Annotated in this window: 24 protein-coding genes; 12 read left to right on the plus strand and 12 right to left on the minus strand. The window is 41.5% G+C overall.

Going from position 1 to position 17,366, the window contains the following annotated elements; all coding sequences use genetic code 11:
• Window positions 1-160: 160 nt before the first annotated feature.
• A complete protein-coding gene (locus tag B1K71_RS05875; protein ID WP_077325051.1) occupies window positions 161-391 on the plus strand; it encodes a phage holin in 231 nt (76 codons plus the stop codon).
• A 145-nt stretch (window positions 392-536) separates the two neighbouring features.
• On the plus strand, window positions 537-902 hold the full coding sequence (locus B1K71_RS05880) for a YisL family protein (protein WP_077325052.1): 366 nt from the start codon (window positions 537-539) through the stop codon (window positions 900-902).
• Window positions 903-996: 94 nt separating this feature from the next.
• Here B1K71_RS05880 and B1K71_RS05885 read toward each other — a convergent pair whose 3' ends face one another.
• Window positions 997-1,959, minus strand: coding sequence for an iron-hydroxamate ABC transporter substrate-binding protein (locus tag B1K71_RS05885; protein ID WP_077325053.1), 963 nt, complete (start codon window positions 1,957-1,959; stop codon window positions 997-999).
• 164 nt (window positions 1,960-2,123) lie between these two features.
• On the opposite strand from B1K71_RS05885, the gene B1K71_RS05890 reads away from it, so the two are divergent.
• From B1K71_RS05890 to B1K71_RS05900, 3 genes are read left to right on the plus strand one after another with little or no spacing between them, the layout of a single operon-like run.
• Window positions 2,124-3,143 carry a FecCD family ABC transporter permease gene (locus B1K71_RS05890; protein ID WP_077325054.1) on the plus strand — a complete coding sequence of 340 codons (1,020 nt, stop codon included), beginning with the start codon at window positions 2,124-2,126 and terminating at the stop codon, window positions 3,141-3,143.
• Window positions 3,140-4,144, plus strand: coding sequence for a FecCD family ABC transporter permease (locus B1K71_RS05895; protein WP_077325055.1), 1,005 nt, complete (start codon window positions 3,140-3,142; stop codon window positions 4,142-4,144). Before B1K71_RS05890 ends, B1K71_RS05895 begins: the two co-directional genes overlap by 4 nt.
• 13 nt (window positions 4,145-4,157) lie before the next feature.
• Complete coding sequence (locus tag B1K71_RS05900; protein WP_077325056.1) at window positions 4,158-5,651, plus strand: alpha-amylase family glycosyl hydrolase; 1,494 nt, start codon at window positions 4,158-4,160, stop codon at window positions 5,649-5,651.
• A 21-nt stretch (window positions 5,652-5,672) separates the two neighbouring features.
• On the opposite strand, the gene yppF is transcribed toward B1K71_RS05900, so the two are convergent.
• The 3 genes from yppF to B1K71_RS05915 all read right to left on the minus strand — a co-directional run bounded on the left by yppF (window position 5,673) and on the right by B1K71_RS05915 (window position 9,125).
• Window positions 5,673-5,870 carry a YppF family protein gene (yppF, locus tag B1K71_RS05905; RefSeq protein ID WP_245799183.1) on the minus strand — a complete coding sequence of 66 codons (198 nt, stop codon included), beginning with the start codon at window positions 5,868-5,870 and terminating at the stop codon, window positions 5,673-5,675.
• 71 nt (window positions 5,871-5,941) lie between these two features.
• Entirely contained in the window at window positions 5,942-8,158 is a 2,217-nt protein-coding gene (locus tag B1K71_RS05910; protein WP_077325057.1) for a beta-propeller domain-containing protein, read from the minus strand.
• Between the two features lie 106 nt (window positions 8,159-8,264).
• The gene (locus B1K71_RS05915; RefSeq protein ID WP_077325058.1) at window positions 8,265-9,125 is read right to left on the minus strand and encodes a DegV family protein; all 861 of its coding nucleotides are present in this window, start codon (window positions 9,123-9,125) and stop codon (window positions 8,265-8,267) included.
• Between the two features lie 218 nt (window positions 9,126-9,343).
• Here B1K71_RS05915 and B1K71_RS05920 point away from each other — a divergent pair, with 218 nt between their 5' ends.
• Window positions 9,344-10,189, plus strand: coding sequence for a YitT family protein (locus tag B1K71_RS05920; protein ID WP_077325059.1), 846 nt, complete (start codon window positions 9,344-9,346; stop codon window positions 10,187-10,189).
• A gap of 83 nt (window positions 10,190-10,272) precedes the next feature.
• Here B1K71_RS05920 and B1K71_RS05925 read toward each other — a convergent pair whose 3' ends face one another.
• From B1K71_RS05925 to B1K71_RS05935, 4 genes are all read right to left on the minus strand, one after another.
• Window positions 10,273-10,536 (minus strand): NifU N-terminal domain-containing protein, encoded by a 264-nt coding sequence (locus tag B1K71_RS05925; protein WP_077325060.1) that lies wholly within the window; start codon window positions 10,534-10,536, stop codon window positions 10,273-10,275.
• A gap of 167 nt (window positions 10,537-10,703) precedes the next feature.
• Window positions 10,704-10,898: a DUF3813 family protein gene (locus tag B1K71_RS05930; RefSeq protein WP_077325061.1), complete on the minus strand. Its 195-nt coding sequence runs from the start codon at window positions 10,896-10,898 to the stop codon at window positions 10,704-10,706.
• 25 nt (window positions 10,899-10,923) lie between these two features.
• Entirely contained in the window at window positions 10,924-11,046 is a 123-nt protein-coding gene (locus tag B1K71_RS20240; RefSeq protein WP_281250373.1) for a hypothetical protein, read from the minus strand.
• 117 nt (window positions 11,047-11,163) lie between these two features.
• Entirely contained in the window at window positions 11,164-11,997 is an 834-nt protein-coding gene (locus tag B1K71_RS05935) for a Cof-type HAD-IIB family hydrolase (protein WP_077325062.1), read from the minus strand.
• A gap of 139 nt (window positions 11,998-12,136) precedes the next feature.
• On the opposite strand from B1K71_RS05935, the gene B1K71_RS05940 reads away from it, so the two are divergent.
• The 5 genes from B1K71_RS05940 to moaD all read left to right on the plus strand — a co-directional run bounded on the left by B1K71_RS05940 (window position 12,137) and on the right by moaD (window position 14,571).
• Window positions 12,137-12,898: a prolyl oligopeptidase family serine peptidase gene (locus tag B1K71_RS05940; RefSeq protein WP_077325063.1), complete on the plus strand. Its 762-nt coding sequence runs from the start codon at window positions 12,137-12,139 to the stop codon at window positions 12,896-12,898.
• An 87-nt stretch (window positions 12,899-12,985) separates the two neighbouring features.
• A complete protein-coding gene (locus B1K71_RS05945; protein WP_077325064.1) occupies window positions 12,986-13,297 on the plus strand; it encodes a metal-sulfur cluster assembly factor in 312 nt (103 codons plus the stop codon).
• A 75-nt stretch (window positions 13,298-13,372) separates the two neighbouring features.
• Window positions 13,373-13,879: a molybdopterin-guanine dinucleotide biosynthesis protein B gene (gene mobB / locus B1K71_RS05950; protein ID WP_077325065.1), complete on the plus strand. Its 507-nt coding sequence runs from the start codon at window positions 13,373-13,375 to the stop codon at window positions 13,877-13,879.
• Window positions 13,872-14,345 (plus strand): molybdenum cofactor biosynthesis protein MoaE, encoded by a 474-nt coding sequence (locus B1K71_RS05955; protein ID WP_077325066.1) that lies wholly within the window; start codon window positions 13,872-13,874, stop codon window positions 14,343-14,345. Before mobB ends, B1K71_RS05955 begins: the two co-directional genes overlap by 8 nt.
• Complete coding sequence (gene moaD, locus B1K71_RS05960) at window positions 14,338-14,571, plus strand: molybdopterin converting factor subunit 1 (protein ID WP_077325067.1); 234 nt, start codon at window positions 14,338-14,340, stop codon at window positions 14,569-14,571. Before B1K71_RS05955 ends, moaD begins: the two co-directional genes overlap by 8 nt.
• A gap of 41 nt (window positions 14,572-14,612) precedes the next feature.
• Here the strand turns inward: moaD and B1K71_RS05965 are convergent, their stop codons facing one another.
• The 3 genes from B1K71_RS05965 to B1K71_RS05975 all read right to left on the minus strand — a co-directional run bounded on the left by B1K71_RS05965 (window position 14,613) and on the right by B1K71_RS05975 (window position 16,616).
• Window positions 14,613-15,305, minus strand: a complete 693-nt coding sequence (locus tag B1K71_RS05965; RefSeq protein ID WP_077325068.1) for a Crp/Fnr family transcriptional regulator — start codon at window positions 15,303-15,305, stop codon at window positions 14,613-14,615.
• A gap of 153 nt (window positions 15,306-15,458) precedes the next feature.
• Window positions 15,459-15,743, minus strand: a complete 285-nt coding sequence (locus tag B1K71_RS05970) for a YrhK family protein (RefSeq protein WP_077325069.1) — start codon at window positions 15,741-15,743, stop codon at window positions 15,459-15,461.
• Between the two features lie 51 nt (window positions 15,744-15,794).
• Window positions 15,795-16,616, minus strand: a complete 822-nt coding sequence (locus B1K71_RS05975; protein WP_077325070.1) for an undecaprenyl-diphosphate phosphatase — start codon at window positions 16,614-16,616, stop codon at window positions 15,795-15,797.
• 96 nt (window positions 16,617-16,712) lie between these two features.
• Between B1K71_RS05975 and B1K71_RS05980 the strand changes: the two genes are divergently transcribed.
• Entirely contained in the window at window positions 16,713-17,027 is a 315-nt protein-coding gene (locus B1K71_RS05980) for a hypothetical protein (RefSeq protein WP_077325071.1), read from the plus strand.
• Between the two features lie 144 nt (window positions 17,028-17,171).
• On the opposite strand, the gene B1K71_RS05985 is transcribed toward B1K71_RS05980, so the two are convergent.
• Window positions 17,172-17,354, minus strand: a complete 183-nt coding sequence (locus tag B1K71_RS05985; protein ID WP_077325072.1) for a DUF2929 family protein — start codon at window positions 17,352-17,354, stop codon at window positions 17,172-17,174.
• Window positions 17,355-17,366: the final 12 nt, after the last annotated feature.

Genomic DNA, 17,366 nt, shown 5'->3' on the forward strand with positions numbered 1-17,366 from the left:
AGTTCTTGGGTAAAATGATAAAGTTCATAATGGATTCGCTAAAGTTCACAATTAGAATGATAAAGTTCACATTTATCGGAAAGTCTCCTCTTTGTTTCAAATACACATTAAAAGGTGTTTTGTAATAAATTACATTAACATATAAAAGGGAGATGTCTGCATGGATAAAGGTACAATCATTCGTTCTGTTGTATTGGCACTGGCTTTATTGAATCAGGTGCTTGTGATTTTTGGAAAATCCCCGCTGCCATTTAGCCAGGAGGAGATGGAGCAGGGAATTTCGGTTTTATTTACGGTGATTACTTCGCTTGTTGCATGGTTTAAAAATAATTATGTAACGGATAAAGGGAGGAAACAAAAATCAGTGCTAGGGGATAATGGGCTTCTATAACAGACAAGTATTCTATAATTTGCGAAATCAGGAGAAATGCCCCGGAAGATTAGCCGAATTGTTCATAGATTTTTCAAATGAAAATTAGTCTTGTCCATGGTATGATGGATTTATTGTAGCAGTATTTGGAAAGGAAGGTACTCAAATGAATACACATCTGCACGTTACAGCATGGGCACTGGCTTTTATTTTGTTTATCGTAGTAGTGATACTGAATAAATCAGGCAAGGCTAAAGGTGCTAAAATTGTACAAATGATACTTAGACTGGATTACTTATTCATTTTATATTCTGGAGGCACACTGCTTGCGGGATATTTCGGAGCACCGCAAATGGGCGAGGCAATCTTCAAAGGACTTGCAGGTATTTGGGCAATTTTTGCTATGGAAATGATCAGCCTGAAATCCGGCAGGGAAGAGGCGACAAAAGGCTGGTGGATTCAGCTGGTCATCGCTGTCATTCTTACCATGATTCTTGGATTTGGCCGTCTCGGACTTGGATTTTTGCCATAAAAAAAGTTTGTTAACCCTATAATCGTAGTTAAACACAAAAAAGTGGCATGACCTTATACAAAAGGCTGCCACTTTTTTAATGTATTAAAGGGTGTTATTTAGCCAGGGTTTCTACAATAGCATCAATAGTTTTTTCTGATGCGATTAGCCCTTCATTGGTCCAGTGACTTGGATCATTCATGACATAGACGTTACCTGACTTCGCAGCTGGCGTGCTTTGCCATACGCTGCTGTTTTTCAATGTTTTGATTCCTTCTTCACCTTTCATCCCGAGCAGGAAGACATGATCTGCTTTCAACTGGGAGAGCTTCTCGATGGAGATAGCATTCCATGCGTCATTTGGTGCTTTGCCAAGACTTTTGACAACTTCCGGTGCTTTGATACCTAATTCCGAATAAACAATATCAGCAACATGACGGTCTTTTTCAAACAGGTAAAATTTATTGCCCATCGTCCAAATCATCGCGACTGTTTCATCACCAATTGATTTGTTCAGCTTTTCCTTTGCGTTGGAAACTTTATCGTCATACTGCTTTAAAACCTTCTGTGCTTTATCTTCTTTACCGAGCATCTTACCGAATAACTCAATCTGTTTGCGCCAATTATTGGCTGCTTCATCTGACAACACATATGTGGGAGCGATTTTCTGATAATCCTCATAGGATCCTTCATAGCTATCCAGTGTATTTGATAAAATAATCAAGTCCGGGTTGTATTTCATCACTTGTTCAAGCGGCAGATTCCACTCAATTTTTGGAACGTCTTTTAATTGTCCTTCCAGATAATTTTGGATGCTGTTTCCGATTGCCCATTTAGCGGCAGGTTTTACCCCAAGCGCCAGCAGTGCATCTTCGTGGTAGGGTGCGATAATGCGTTCAGCATCTTTTGGGATGGTTACTTCACCTTTTTTACTGTCCATTGTTATTTCAGAATTATTATTGCTGCTGTCGCCGGAGGAGGAAGATTCTTCGTTATCACTTCCACAGGCTGAAATAATCAGGGCAAGACTCACGATCAGACAGCTGAATAAAACATAGGATTTTTTTCGTGTGAACATATGCTGATCTCCTTTTATGGTATAATGAAACATCTAACGGTAATGATAATCATTTTCAATTGTTCTGTCAATTTCTTTTTCACGGATATTGCAACAAATCTGCGAACGACTTATACTTGAAAGGTTAGGGACAATGAACAACTGACATAAGCGGGAGTATATTCATGTTACATACAATTCAACATTCATCCATATTAAAAATGATCATTCAGTTTGCGGGGGCGATGGCGCTCGTTTTTGCTGCCGGGATATCGATTGCTTACGGAGTGGCGGATATTCATTTGCAAACGGTTTGGCAAGCAGTGGTTGATTTCGACCCGAAAAACACCTCTCATCAGATTATCCGGGAACTTCGGCTGCCAAGAGCAGTAGGTGCAGCGCTGGTTGGTGCCTTTTTGGCAGTATCCGGGGCGATTATGCAAGGGATGACCAGAAACCCTTTGGCATCCCCGTCGATCATGGGGGTAACAGATGGAGCAGCTTTTGCACTGGTTTTGATTTTGGCATTTTCCTCGGGTGTATCTACCATCGGCATGACCTTTGCATCGCTTGCAGGTGCGGGTGTTGCTGTCGCGCTCGTTTTTATGGTCGGCTCGCTGTCAACCAGTGGTCTTACACCGGTTAAGCTTGCCCTTGCCGGTGTTGCGATTGGTACGTTATTGAGTTCGATTTCGTCTATAATCGCACTGCATTTCAATCTGGAAAAACAGCTTGGATTTTGGCTTGCCGGCGGGTTGGCAGGAACTGATTGGACATCCATTCAAATGCTATTGATTGCAGGGGCACTCGGTCTGGTTATTGCCTTTGCTATTTCAAGGTCGATTACGGTACTTAATCTTGGTGAAGATGTTGCAGCGGGGTTAGGACAGCGTAATATTATAATCAAGGTAATGGGCATTTTAACGGTTTTGATTTTGACCGGGGCTGCCGTATCTGTTGCGGGGGCCGTTGGTTTTCTTGGGCTTATCATCCCCCATATGACACGTTTTATTATGGGGACTGACTATCGCTGGATTATACCGGCCTCAGCCATTTTTGGTGCCTTGCTGCTGGTGCTTTCTGATATTCTATCCCGTGTAATCAACGCACCGTTTGAAACACCGGTCGGGGCAATCACATCACTAATTGGTGTGCCATTTTTTCTCTATCTTGCACGCGGAAGCAGCGGGGGTGGTAAAGCATGAATAAAAAAACCACACAATTCGCTGGTGTCATCACATTATTAGTTATATTAATAGTTATCATGTTCTTCATAACGTTAAGCACTGGTGTCATTCAAGTGCCACCGCTGGATGTGGTAAAAACACTAGTTGGACAAGGGACTGATCGATTTGAATTGGTTCTGTTCGATTTTCGGCTGCCGGAAATTGTTCTGGCTTTATTGATTGGTACTGGGCTGGCCGTTTCCGGAACCATTTTGCAGGGGGTAACGCAAAATGACCTGGCTGATCCGGGGATTTTAGGCATCAATACAGGCGCCGGCCTCGCAATTGTTTTATTCATTTTTTTGATTCAGGATTCGATAAACGCGACTTTATCTGTATTTATTATGCCGTTGTTCGCCTTAATCGGGGCATTGTTTGCGGCATTATTGATTTATTTGCTAGCCTGGAAAAACGGTGTTAATCCAATCCGGCTTATCTTGGTTGGGATAGGTGTTAATGCGGGCTTTAGTGCAGCACTGATCATTTTTCAGCTGAAAATGGACCCGCAGGATTTTCGGCAGGCAACGGTTTGGCTCTCCGGAGACATTTGGAATGCGGACTGGACATTTGTATGGGCATTGTTGCCCTGGATTTTACTGCTTGTTCCCTTTGCAATGCAGAAGGCGCATATTCTCAATGTGCTGACATTGGGGGATGATGTTGCTGCCGGCCTTGGTTCCAAAGTTGAAAAAGAACGGCGCACACTGTTGCTGATTGCTGTTGCGCTAGCCGGTGCAAGTGTTGCTGCAGGCGGAGCAATTGCATTCCTTGGACTGGTTGTGCCGCATATTGCACGAAAGATTATTGGGCCATTGCATCAGTATATCATTCCAATTGCAGCCTTGATTGGTGCATTGTTATTGATGGTATCGGATACGATTGGCAACAATCTGCTTAATCCGACACAAATTCCTGTGGGCATTGTGGTTGCCATTTTAAGCACACCATATTTTATATATTTATTAATTAAAACAAATTAAGAGGGGTACATATATGAAACAGCTGGCTTTTATATTATTGATCGGCTTTGTTTCGTTCGGCATGGCAAATCCAGTGGATGCGGCGAAACAAGAGGGAATCAAAGGTGAAATCATTTATAATATTTTGGTCGATCGCTTTCAAAATGGTGATCAGTCAAATGGAGAACAGATTAATTTAAAGGATCCGCACGCATACCATGGCGGGGATTTTGAAGGCGTTATTTCCAAGTTGGATAAATTGAAGGAACTGGGATTTACGACAATTGTTCTTTCACCGGTGATGGAAAATGCTCCTGATGGCTTCCATGGATACTGGATTACAGATTTTTATAAAGTTGAAAAGCAGTTTGGAACGATGCAAGATTTGCAGAAACTGGTGAAGGAAGCACATGAGCATGATATGAAAGTAGTGATGGAACTTGTCACCAATTATGTTTCACCTGAAAGCAACCTGGCAAATGATCCTGCAAAAAAAGACTGGTTCACTGAAAACAACTTGCAGGATACGAGATGGCTGGATGATGTCAACGTACTTGATCAGTCCAATCCGGAAGTGCAGGATTATATTGCAGATGTTGCAGATTATTGGATTGAAAAAACGGGGATTGACGGATATCGCTTTCATGCTGCTGACCAGATGAATCAAAACTATTTAAAAAAACTGACTCAGCAAATTCATAAGGAATATCCTGATTTTTATCTGTTGGCTGATATTTTGCAGCCGAAAACATACACCGGCCATCTTATAAAGAATACTTCCATTCAGGCTGTGGAAAACAATGCGCTGCAGCAGGCGATGGTAAAAACATTTGCAGAAGAAGGCAATCCCGTTCAATCAATTTACGATGTCTGGGAGAAAAGCGGGAAAAGAAAAGGGCTCAGCTTTCTGGACAATAAACGAACTGAACGTTTCAGCCAGAAGTTTTATGAAAACGGTCGTAATGCACTGACCACATGGAAACTTGCTTTAACGTATTTGTATACAGCACCGGGAACACCGATGATTTTTCAAGGATCGGAAATCCCGATGGGCGGCGATTTTCCGGAAAGTCTGGAACTGGTGAAGTTCAACAGCGCTAAACAGGATCTGCAGAAGCATTATAACCGGGTATCAGCACTTCGCACCAAATTTCCGGCTCTGCAAAAGGGGAGTTATGAACTGCTTGGAACGAGTGGTGCGATGAGCTTATTTAAACGAACCTATAAGGATCAATCGGTATATGTGGCGATTAATAATGATGTGACATCACAGGCGATTTCCATTACCGATGTTCCTTCCGGCAAAATGCTGAAAGGTTTGATTGGCGATAACCTTGTTCGTGAAAGTGATAATGGAAAGTTTAAAATAGGCCTTGCCCGCGAGACAGCGGAAGTTTATATAGTACAGGAAGACACAGGGTTTAATTGGCTGTTTATTGGGATGATTGTCGGCATTTTTGTCGTCTTTATAGGGGCAGTTATCTTGCTTAGCCGAAAGCAAAAGAAACGGGAAGCTGGTTTGGAATAAATCAGCCACCCGTTTCTTTTCCTATTCAAATGCATATTCATGTGCTGAAATGGCCCCTTGCCTGTACAGGTAGTAGTATACGTTTCGGTATTCGTCCAAGTCTATTTCACTGGAGACGTATTTTCGTTGGTAGAAATCAAGTAATGCATTAATTGATTCAGGCGGCTGGTTTCGTTCCATTTCAAAAATGGAAATTAATTCGAAAATGCTCATGCTCATGAAATCCCTCCCGCAACATCAGGTTGTGCCTGTCCTACTGGAATTATATGCGAAGGGATGGAATTTCATACCTATTTTAGGTTGGATGCAGGAAGCTGTATAGTCTGGATGATGTTCTCTTCGGATATATTATATACACGCATTGTGCTTGGTGAAAAGATGTATATCATGTCCCCGGCGGATACCATCCGTTTTATCTCATGATTCCATTTTTTGTATCGATTGTAATCGGATTTTTTCTGTTGGGTAATGGAGTCTTTCAACTGAATCCCATTGTCCGGGGTGATCCGATATAAAAATAGACCAGAAAAGGCAAGTGAATCATTCTGATAGGATGCATCTCCTTTATGAATGGTTTTGCTGTCATAAATGGTGGCGGGGAAACCGAAAATGGGGTTCTCCGGATGTTTATATAGTGCGTGATGATCGTAATTCACTTCTGTATAGGAATGACCTTCCCCGATTATTTTACTGTATTCTTCTTTCGGTTTTGCCGGATTGCTGACATCAAAGACGGAAATTTTTAAACCGTCAATTTGTACCCGTGGCTCCAGTCCATTCTCAGACTGAACAAGCTTGGTATTTTGTCCAAATCCGATAAGATGATCATCATCGAGCGGGTGTAAATAATTGCTGAATCCAGGCAATTTCAGCTTTCCTAATACTGTCGGTTTCTTTGGGTTTTTTAAATCGATGACGAAAAGCGGGTCCGTTTTCTTGAATGTTACCATGTAAGCAACCTCATCCATAAACCGGACACTGTAAATTCGTTCGTCTTTTGCCAGTCCTGTCAATTCGCCAAGCGGGTTCATCTGTTTATCAAATGTGTAAAGATTGTTGGTGGATGGTGTATCATCATTCCAAGCGGAACCCTTTGTTGTAGCGACGCGGAAAACACCGTCACGTTCATCCATGGCAAATTGATTGATTAGCCTGCCTTCGACAACAGTGGAAGCATGATACGAAATATTACCATCTTCAATGTTGAACTTGCTGATTTCTGTATCAACTGGTGGTCTGGCAATTGCAAGCTCCGAACGTTTCTTATCTTGTGAAAAATCCTTTCTGAATCGGTTTGCTGCAAGATACAAACTATCTCTGGACATGTATACTTCGCTGGAAGTGCCAAGATAGGCTGTGATATCCGCTTTTTTACCTGGGTTTTTTAAATTAATTGACCCAAGCAGCAAAAAGGATTCATCCTGTGATTCAGGAAAGAAGTGCATCCTGTCAAAGCTGAGCGGGTGATTTTTGTTACTAACAGCAGTGTCTTTAATCTGTGGTCTTAGTTCACGGCTGTTAGGTGATTTCTTATTCATCAGCCGAATTGGCGGGTGCTGGCTGGCAATCAAGTATAAATAACCATCTGTTTTCCTGCTGGATATCAATGAACCATCCATCGTTAATTCACGGATTTTTTTCGGATGCTTAGGATCAGCAACATCGTAAATCAGTGTCGTTGTTCTGTCTTGGGGAATTACGGCCCGCTTAACCTCGGTTGATGGTGCGGATGGTTTGTGTGACAATTTACTCGAGCTGCCGATCATAATCAGTAAATCATCGTGTAAATAAAGTTCAGTCGGATGAAAGTTTTGCATGGCTATTTTCCCCAGTATTTTACTGCTTTTTTTGGCAGCTTTGGCAATGATGACATCTGTACCGCGGGAAAAATAAATATAATCACCGTCTGTTTTGATGATATCACCTTCATCAACACCTTTAACCTGCACATTGGTTGTAGAGGAGGGAGCTCCTTTTTCAGCTGTGTTTTTGGCCTGATCGCTTTGTGAGCGTTCCATCGTAATGCCGTGCTCCAGTCTGCCCAGCCATTTCTTCTGGTTCTTCATACGTTCTTGGAGCAATGTAACAAGCTGTTCCTTGTCCTTAATGGTGGGTAATTCAGCAACGGCTGTAAAGGAATATGAGAATGAATCATTCAATGCATTGCCATTTGCAGTTTCAACTGCACCTGAAACGGTAATCATATACGTATGGTCAATTTGATAGCCGTACTCTGGTGCTTTTAATGTTAGAATGGTATGGTCCTTGTTCCATTTAAATGTTACATCAACTTTTTCATTGTTCTGATTTAAGACGGTTACTGTATTTCTTGTAAACGTGTTGGGATTCATTGTTTCGGAAAAGTGGATGGACCAATCTTTAAATGTGGGGGCATAACTTGATTTAGCCGGAATCGTGACACCAATAGTTTTTGGCAGCAGGAAAAAAACAACGGCTCCAATTACAAGCAAACCAGCCAGACAGTACAGTACGATTTTCCGATTCATCACATGTTCACCTCGTTAGCAGGGTTACTTGATTAGACGATAACTGCGGAAAAATGTTACAGTACAAACGATAAAAAAGCTGATCCTTATCAGAATCAGCAGGAAATTACGTATACTCACTATTTAAAAAAAAAATGGCCAGTGTGCCGGGGCCAGAGTGTGCACCAATTACAGCGCCGACCCATTCGATTAATACATCGTTCACGTCGAATTTTTCTTTAATCATGGAGGCAAGTTTTTCAGCTCTTTCCAGGTCATCACCATGACTGATGCCGATTGTCTGGTTCTTAAAATCAGTGCCGCGTTCTTCCATGATTTCGAGCATGCGGTTCAACAATTTTTTGGAGCCTCTGACATTTTCAAGCGGAACGAGTTTTCCTTCATCAACATGCAGTACGGGTTTTATTTTCAGCAGGGAACCGACGAAGGCAGAAGCTCTGCTGACACGCCCGCCGCGACGCAGATATTCCAAGTCGTCAACGGTGAAGATGTGTTCCATATGGTTTGCATGATATGCAGCGGTTTCGATGATTTCATCAATGCCCACACCATTTTTGGCAAGTTCAGCGGCTTTTAGAATAACAAGCCCATATCCAATGGAGGCGCATTTCGTATCAATGACGTGCAACGCAGCTTCAGGATATTCTTCTTTGACTTCCTGCGCCATCATTTGTGCCGTTTGGCATGTTCCGGAAAGCTCAGAGGAGAAGGCAAAATATATTAACGGTTGATTTGCTTTGGCGTACGATGTAAAAATAGTTTTAAAGGTTTGCGGTGAAACCTGGGACGTTTTTGTTCCTTTGCCTTCCCGCATGGCGTCATAGACTGTTTTTGGGTCAATTTCTTCCACATCTTTATAATCTTTTCCGTCGAGATGAACCGTTAAGGGTACCATTTCGATGTCAAATGCTTTATAATAACGTTCGGATAAATCGCATGCTGAGTCTGCCAGGATTTTCGTACTCATTTTTTCACCTTCTTTTCTTGTGTCTTGGCGGTCAGAGCTGAGACAATTGAAAACTTGTCGATACAGGAATTCAGGGGAAGCAAAAATCTCTCTACCAAAGTCCCATTAGCTGTACACCAAGTTTTTCTAATGATAATTTCAGTTTAAAGCTATCCAAAAGGTTAGTCAAAGTTTATTAACTTAAAATTATAATAATGCATAAGGCAAAGGAGGCAGCTATGTTTTTATTTGAGGCAAGACGAATTCTTATCGTTATATTTGGTGCAGTACTAAACGCCGTTTCACTGAATTTCTTCCTGATCGGTGCAAACGTTTATGCAAGCGGATTTACCGGTGCTGCCCAGCTGATTTCCAGTGTATTTAAAGATTTTATCGGTTTTGAGGGACTTAGCACAGGTATCATTTTATTTATTCTGAACATACCCGTTGCTATTCTGGGTTGGAAAAAGGTAGGGAAGGGTTTTACAGTATACAGCGTTCTTTCAGTTGTATTTACGACCCTTTTTCTTGAAATACTGCCGGTGATGGAACTTTCCGAAGATATCATTCTGAATGCTGTATTTGGCGGTGTCATTGGGGGAACCGGTGTCGGCATCACATTGAAACATGGTGCATCAACAGGTGGTATGGATATTGTGGCCATGGTACTCTCCCGAATGAAAGACAAACCAATCGGTACTTATTTTTTAATATTGAATTCAATCATTATTGCGATGGCTGGCATTTTGTATGAACCGGAGAACGCACTTTATACATTGCTGACATTATACGTGACAACACGCGTAATTGATGCGCTTCATACACGGCATGAAAAAGTTACGGCTATGATCATTACACATAAAGCAGAAGAACTGCAGAAGGCTATTCACAATACAATGGTTCGCGGTATTACGATATTGCCGGCAAAGGGTGCATATACAAAAGAGGACAAAAATATGATGTACCTCGTTGTCACCAGATATGAATTATATGATTTGGAGCGGATAATTGGTGAAGTTGATCCAAATGCATTTACGAATATCGTGCAGACTACAGGGATTTTCGGATTTTTCCGGAAAGATTAAATATTATTATGTGGAGATTGTTACAACGACGGATATATTGAAAGAAGAAAATAACTAAAAAAAGACAGCACCAGCTGTCTTTTTTAATACCCATGTTTTTCAATAACTTCAATGACTTTGGGTTGAACGTCATCCCATTCGGCATCGAACATTTTATTCACTGTAATAAAGTTCTGGTAGCCGAAGACGTTGTCAACGCCATCAAGATTCATTAAATCATTCAAAATTTCGTGTTCACTTGTATCGCCAGGCATAACGGAAATGCTGCTGTCACCTTCAAAGATCAGCTTGTCCGTTGTGAATTTCAGTGCATTCGGATTTGGTGTAGCTTCAGCTCGTATTCCCATGATTTGAACCTCCTAATAATGATGCATACTTACCACAAGTTTAACAGAAATATGAAGAAAAAGCATCTTTGCCGTTTCTTTGGCAAAGATGCTTTTTGATGCACATTATAATCCCGTTTCATTTTCGTAAATGAATTGAAAATCTTTAATGCACATTCATTGGGAGGTTAACTGAGCTGATTTTTTTGTTTCAGTTGTTGCTCAAGCTGCTGCAGCTGTTGTTGTTCTTCCTGAGAAGAATTATTTTTTGCAGCTTGCAGTGCATTTTGTGCAGCCTGCTTATCCTGTTGGGATGCATTTCCTTGAGCATTCCTAAAGTTGTTTACAGCAGTTTTAGCTTGTTGGAAAAGATTATTTTCCATTTAAAACCCTCCTACTGTTTGGCTGTCATTCCTCTCGTTTGCGTTCCACATCACTGAAACGTGAACGATAAGGAAATCGTTCGGCATGTTTTTTTACAGAATCAGCGCCTTGGTGGCTGAATCGTCTTGACTTGCTGTTTTTCCCCATCGGCAATTCCTCCTTTAGAAAGGCCTAAAGCATTTCCAAAAAAAGAAGAAGTGAACGCTTTTTTAATGCGCTCACTACTAGTATGGTTTGTTGATCATATTTTATAAAAGGTAATATTTAGATGGCTTTAACCTGAAGTTTTAAATAGTCCTCAAGGAAGACACCGATTCCATCTTGCTCATTTGTTTCGGTAACCTCTTTGGCAATTGCTTTCAGTTCATCAATGCCATTCCCCATGGCAACGCCGACACCGGCATAGTCAATCATTTCCAAATCATTATCTTCATCTCCGAATGCAATTATTCGTTCTTTGGGGATATGATAATAGTGCGCAATTTTCTGCAGGCCAATTGCCTTATTCATACCCTTTTTGACGATTTCAATTATATTCCACGGCGCACCCCATTTGCGGTGTTCAATTAATTCAGCATGATAGTTATCCAAATGTTCGCGAAGTTCTGCAATGTGGTCTTCCCTTGGGTGGATAAGTAATGATGTCGGATCATCTGTCAGCAGATTTTTCAGACTGCCGATTTTAAAAGGGGGATCCTGTTTTGTAGCATGAAAAATATCGATGATTTTTTCATCGTATCGATCCAGATACACATTATCTTTTACTTCGGCCAGAATGTTATGAACGCCGAAATCGTAACATACTTCAATAATCTGTTGTGCCGTCCGGACAGGCATTGGGTTGTGCAGTACATCCCATTTCGTATCTTCCGGATGATGAATTAATGCACCGTTAAAATTGACCATTGGGGTATCGAGCCCGAGTTCATGGTAATAATCAATGCTTGCACGGTGCGGTCTGCCAGTGGCGATGACAACGATATGGCCATCATGAATCGCCTGCTGTAATGTATTTTTATTGCGACTGCTGATTTGTTTGTCATCGGTCAGCAATGTCCCATCCAAATCCAGTGCAATTAAATGCTGGTTATTTTCCATTAGCTTTCACCTCGTATGTCAATAGTGTATAAGTGAATCCAATATATGTAAAGCATTAAATTGCGTGCAGGTTGCAAATTACATAAAATTAATATTATGATACTAACGAGACAGAAATGAACAGGAAAGGAAATCGGAAATGATAGGTGTAAATAAACAAACAATGAAGTCAATCCCTTGCTTGGTTGTTGAAGATACAACATGGGAGGGGAAGCCTTTGCCGACTGTAACGTATTTCCATGGGTTTACGAGCGCAAAGGAGCACAATCTTCCGCTGGCATACCTTTTGGCTGAAAAAGGGTATCGTGTCATTCTTCCGGACAGTAAATTTCATGGGGAACAGGAAGTGGACGTATCCGATTTAAAGAAACAGATTTCCTTTTGGGATATTGTGATGCAAAACGTAAAAGAACTTAAGGGTATTAAGGATTTATTGGATGAAAAAGGACTTATTCTTGATGGCCGTTTTGGCATCGCCGGTACAAGTATGGGCGGTATCACAACATCCGCTGCGCTGACACAGTATCCATGGATTAAAACTGCCGGTGTTATGATGGGTTCACCGAAAATTACCATTTATGCCAAAACACTGGTCAGCAGCTTCAAAAAAATGGGGAAATTGCCTGTCAGTGATGAAATGATTGACCAATTATATGATCAATTAAAGCTGTACGATCTGTCCGAACAGGTGGAAAAACTCCAGGAGCGGCCATTGTTTTTCTGGCATGGGGAAAATGATGCAGTAGTACCGTTCGACCACTCCTTTACCTTCTACGAGGATGCGAAAAAAAGATATAAAAACAAGGAAAACATAGCATTTTTAAAAGAAGAAAACCGTGATCATAAGGTAAGTCGCGAGGCAATTCTTGCATTGGTGAAATGGTTTGAGAAACACCTGTAGAAAGAGACAGGATGTGATTAAAATCATTTCAAATTCCGTCAAATTATGTTTAAATAGGACTAAGAACGATGAAGGAGGTTTTTGGTCATGGAAGAGGCTCTGAAGGAAAATCTGATGGGAGCACTTGAGAATGTTATTGACCCTGAACTGGGTATTGATATTGTGAATCTTGGACTCATTTATGATGTTGATCTCAATGATGAAGGGATTTGCGACGTAACGATGACGTTAACAGCAATGGGCTGTCCGCTTGCAGCCCATATTGAACAGGATGTCCAGCGTGCACTTGCGGATATGCCGGAAGTTAAGGAAACCAGAGTTAACATTGTATGGGATCCGCCATGGGGCAAAGATAAAATGTCACGATACGCAAAAATTGCACTGGGCATCCCTGATTGATGCATAGAGACAAGGTTGGTTCATCTGGAGTGAATCGGCCTTTTTTTATACCAATAAAAATGAAGAGGGAATTACATGCAGATTTGTCAAATTGCCGGGTATAAAAATTCCGGGAAAACGACACTAATGAACCAATTAATCCTCTACTTTTCCAAAACCGGCGTGATCGTAGGTTCGTTAAAACACCACGGGCACGGCGGGGATCCTGATCTTGGGAAACTTAAAGATAACCAGGCACATATGGAATCAGGTGCTATTATGAGTGGTGTGCAGGGTGAGATGGTTTCGCAATTCACATTGAACATGGAAATGGATCTGGATGAAATGGTTCGGGTATACAGCAATTTTCCAATTGATTTACTGCTGATTGAAGGATATAAACATGCGGAGTATCCCAAAATTGTTCTTGTGCGAAACAGGGAGGACCTGTCACTTGTGGATGAACTTCCTAACGTTATTGCAGCAGGCGGCTGGGATTCGGAACTGCTGAAAAACCTGGATGTCCCGGTATTTGACATGAAAAAACCGGGGGAATACTTACCCCGCCTGGCAGTGTACATAAGAAGGTGTTCATATGGATGATAAGTTTCGGATTACAGATAAACCGATTAACATTGACAATTGCATTAAAAAGGTTGTTCGGCCGGAAGCTGGAGCAGTAAACACATTTATCGGGACGGTTCGTGAATTTACAGAAGGGAAGCGGACACTGTACCTGGAATATCAGGCATATGTTTCGATGGCTGAGAAAAAGCTTGAACAGATTGGTGCTGAAATCCGTGAGCGATGGGGCAATACTGACACAGCAATTGTCCATCGCGTCGGGCATCTTGATATTTCCGATGTGGCGGTTGTGATTGCTGTTTCAACACCACACCGCAATGACGCATTTGAAGCAAGCAGATATGCCATTGAACGAATTAAGGAGATTGTTCCGATCTGGAAAAAAGAAAACTGGGAAGACGGTACGAAGTGGATTGGCAACCAGAAGGAGACAACGTCCTACGATGACGGAATTCCGAACGAGGAGGAAATGCGCAATGGTTGATGTGTTATTTTTTGCTGAATTGCAGGAAACTGTCGGAAATAACAAGGTGGAGGTTGATGCGGATGGACTGACGCTGGCTGAATTGAAGGGCAATCTGCTGAACATGTATAAGTTGAATCAACTGGACCAGGCGATGATTGCTGTAAACGAGGAATATGCCCAAGAAGATGTCGTACTGAAATCAGGTGATGTTGTTGCCTTTATCCCGCCGGTTAGCGGGGGATAGACGGAAATTATAAATGAGCCCAGCCAACGTGGGCCGGACTCTTAAAAAAGTTCATCTTTCAATGCAGCAGCATCCAATATATATGCGCCGGTTTTATCGGTACTGAGGAGCTGCTGTTTTTTGAGTCGTGTCAGTGTCCGGTTTACGGTTTCACGGCTGGAACCAATCATATTGGCGAGATCCCGGTTTGTAAAATGTGTCGTGATTTTTGTCATACTGTCTCCCGTTTCTGTTCCATAATCTTTAGCAAGACGCAGCAACAGCATAATAATTTGTTCGTACGTATTATGGAGAATTTTTTCTTCCAGCCGGTTGTGCAGATCCATAATGATATCGCCAAGAACGCGGAACAATTTTACACAAATTTCCGGATGATGAATCAGGAAATTTTCAAACGATTTTATCGGAATAAAAATTAAGATTGCTTCATCCAGTACTTCGGCATGTGCCGGGTAGTCATCCTGTCTGAAAAATCCCTGATGCGGAAACATGTCACCGGGCTGCAGAACATTAACAATCTGTTCCTTCCCGTGAACATCAGTCTTATATATTTTGATTCGTCCCTGATGAATGAAATAAACGCTCGTCAGCGGGTCGCCTTGCATAAAAACATGACTGCCACGCTGGTATGTGTGGTTTTTGGCCAGTTCAACAATTGGTTCTATTTCATAATCATTCAGGTCTTTAAACAAAGGAACTTTCTGCAAAAGTTCTTTGATGGAATGTGTATTCATCCGAACGCCACCCTTTCCATTTGAACTATTTTTATTCTATCACGGGCAGTGCTTTGGTATAATCACTAATTGTGAAAAGTTTTTGATCGTAATAATTTTTTGGAAGGCAATGTGGAAAGGACATAGTAACAGTAAAAACGTTCCAGCGGCCATTCACTGGGACTTTTTTGATTGTTCGTTTTTAATGTGTGAAAAATGAATAGCGTGCATGATTTTGATAATCGGTCTGGCCAATAATTGCGCACTGCCGATAATAAATAATATGACACCGGCAGTTTTCAGTGGTTCATACAGAAAAAAGGCGCTGCCTATCAGAAATTCGAGCCCTAATGTGAGGTCGTTGATCAGTGCAATATAACGGTATTTTTTGCTGAAGGATAATTCAAATGTACCTACATGAATATCCAGAAACTTTTCTTCATCTTCAATAAAACGCATAAAAAACCCTCCGAAAGGTATGTACCCTTACGGAGGGCTGCTAAAACGAAATTATAGAAACAGAATAACGAGAATTCCCACAATAAAACAGTAAAAGGTGAAATATTTCAAGTTGCCATGTTTCATGATATTCATAAACCAGCGCAGTGAATAATAGGTTGCCAAGATCGATGCCATGAAAGCCAAAATGTATGGAATGGCCAGTGTATTAATGTTGTCGTCACCGAGAATATCACCAACCGAAAGAATACTGATTCCCAGACTGACCGGAATATACAGCAGGAATGAAAAGCGCAGTGCTGTCTCAATTTTCATCCCTAACAGCATTGCGGCAACAATTGTCGCTCCAGAACGGCTGATGCCGGGTATCAAAGCAACTGATTGGGCAAGTCCGACTATAATAGCGTCTTTTACCGTGATTTGACTGTCACCTTTCCAGCCGCGCAAATTGCGGATAATCCAAAGTGCAATACCGGTAATAAGCAGCGTAAAGCCAACGACAGCAACAGTGCTTAATTTGCTTTCGATAAAGTCTTCCAGCAATAGTCCGAGAATACCAGTCGGAATGGTCGCTATAATTAGGTAAACAATAAATTGAAAATCATCTTTGGCATCTGTATCTTTTGTTGCTAAATAACGGATGCCATTCTGAATAAGCCGTAAAATATCTTTCCGGTAAATGATCAGGACGGCAATCAATGATCCGAAGTTCACAAGAATTTCAAACGACAATCCTTCAATTTCAATTCCGAATAACTGACGTAAAATGACAAGGTGTCCGCTTGATGAAATCGGAATCGGCTCGGTAAACCCTTGTACAAGTCCCAAAAATAAATATTTAATAAGCAGCCATATTTCTGTCATTGTTTCCATTTCATGTTCCTCCTGATATATGTGTATTTTCACCCTCCGGACAAGTCACCAACAGATAGGCAAATGAATAGTCTGATTGGTGAGGAGGTTGAAAATATGAACCATCATCATCAACATATATACGATTTATGTAAGAATCATATGCATTCCTATGTGCTCGTTGAAATGAACGATGGATCTAACTTTGATGGCATCATCACTGGGCTGGATGATGAATACGTTTATTTTGCTGTACCACTCGGTCAGGACGATGGGATGCCGCATGGGCACCATCACCGCCAATTTGGCTGGGGAAGCTATAATTATCCCGGGTTTTACGGGCATGGTTACCATCATCGTCCGCGGAGATTCCGACGGCTTATTTTACCGCTTGCGGCACTTGCAGCAATTAGTGTGCTGCCATGGTACTAACATTTTAAAATGCAAAAACCCTTGCCGTTCATCACCTTGAAGGCAAGGGTTCATTGCAGCAATTAATGTAATTTATCCCCAGTTCATGTCTGATACGTTCCATTAACAATCAGTGGGAAAACATCGATTAATCGGAGTTTTCCTTTATTGTTCGCTTTCACCTTTTTTCAAAACACCTTCACCAAGAAGGAAAACACCAATTGTCAGGATAATTGCCAATGCAATCGTGCTCGGCAGGTGAAATTGAGTACCGCCCATACTGGTTAGTACATATGATATGACACAGCTAATAAAAAATGCCCAAATTAATGGCGCGATAAACCGCATTGCATACACCTC

Origin of the sequence: Virgibacillus siamensis (assembly GCF_900162695.1) — a bacterium.
In the GTDB taxonomy this organism is placed as follows: domain Bacteria; phylum Bacillota; class Bacilli; order Bacillales; family Amphibacillaceae; genus Lentibacillus; species Lentibacillus siamensis_A.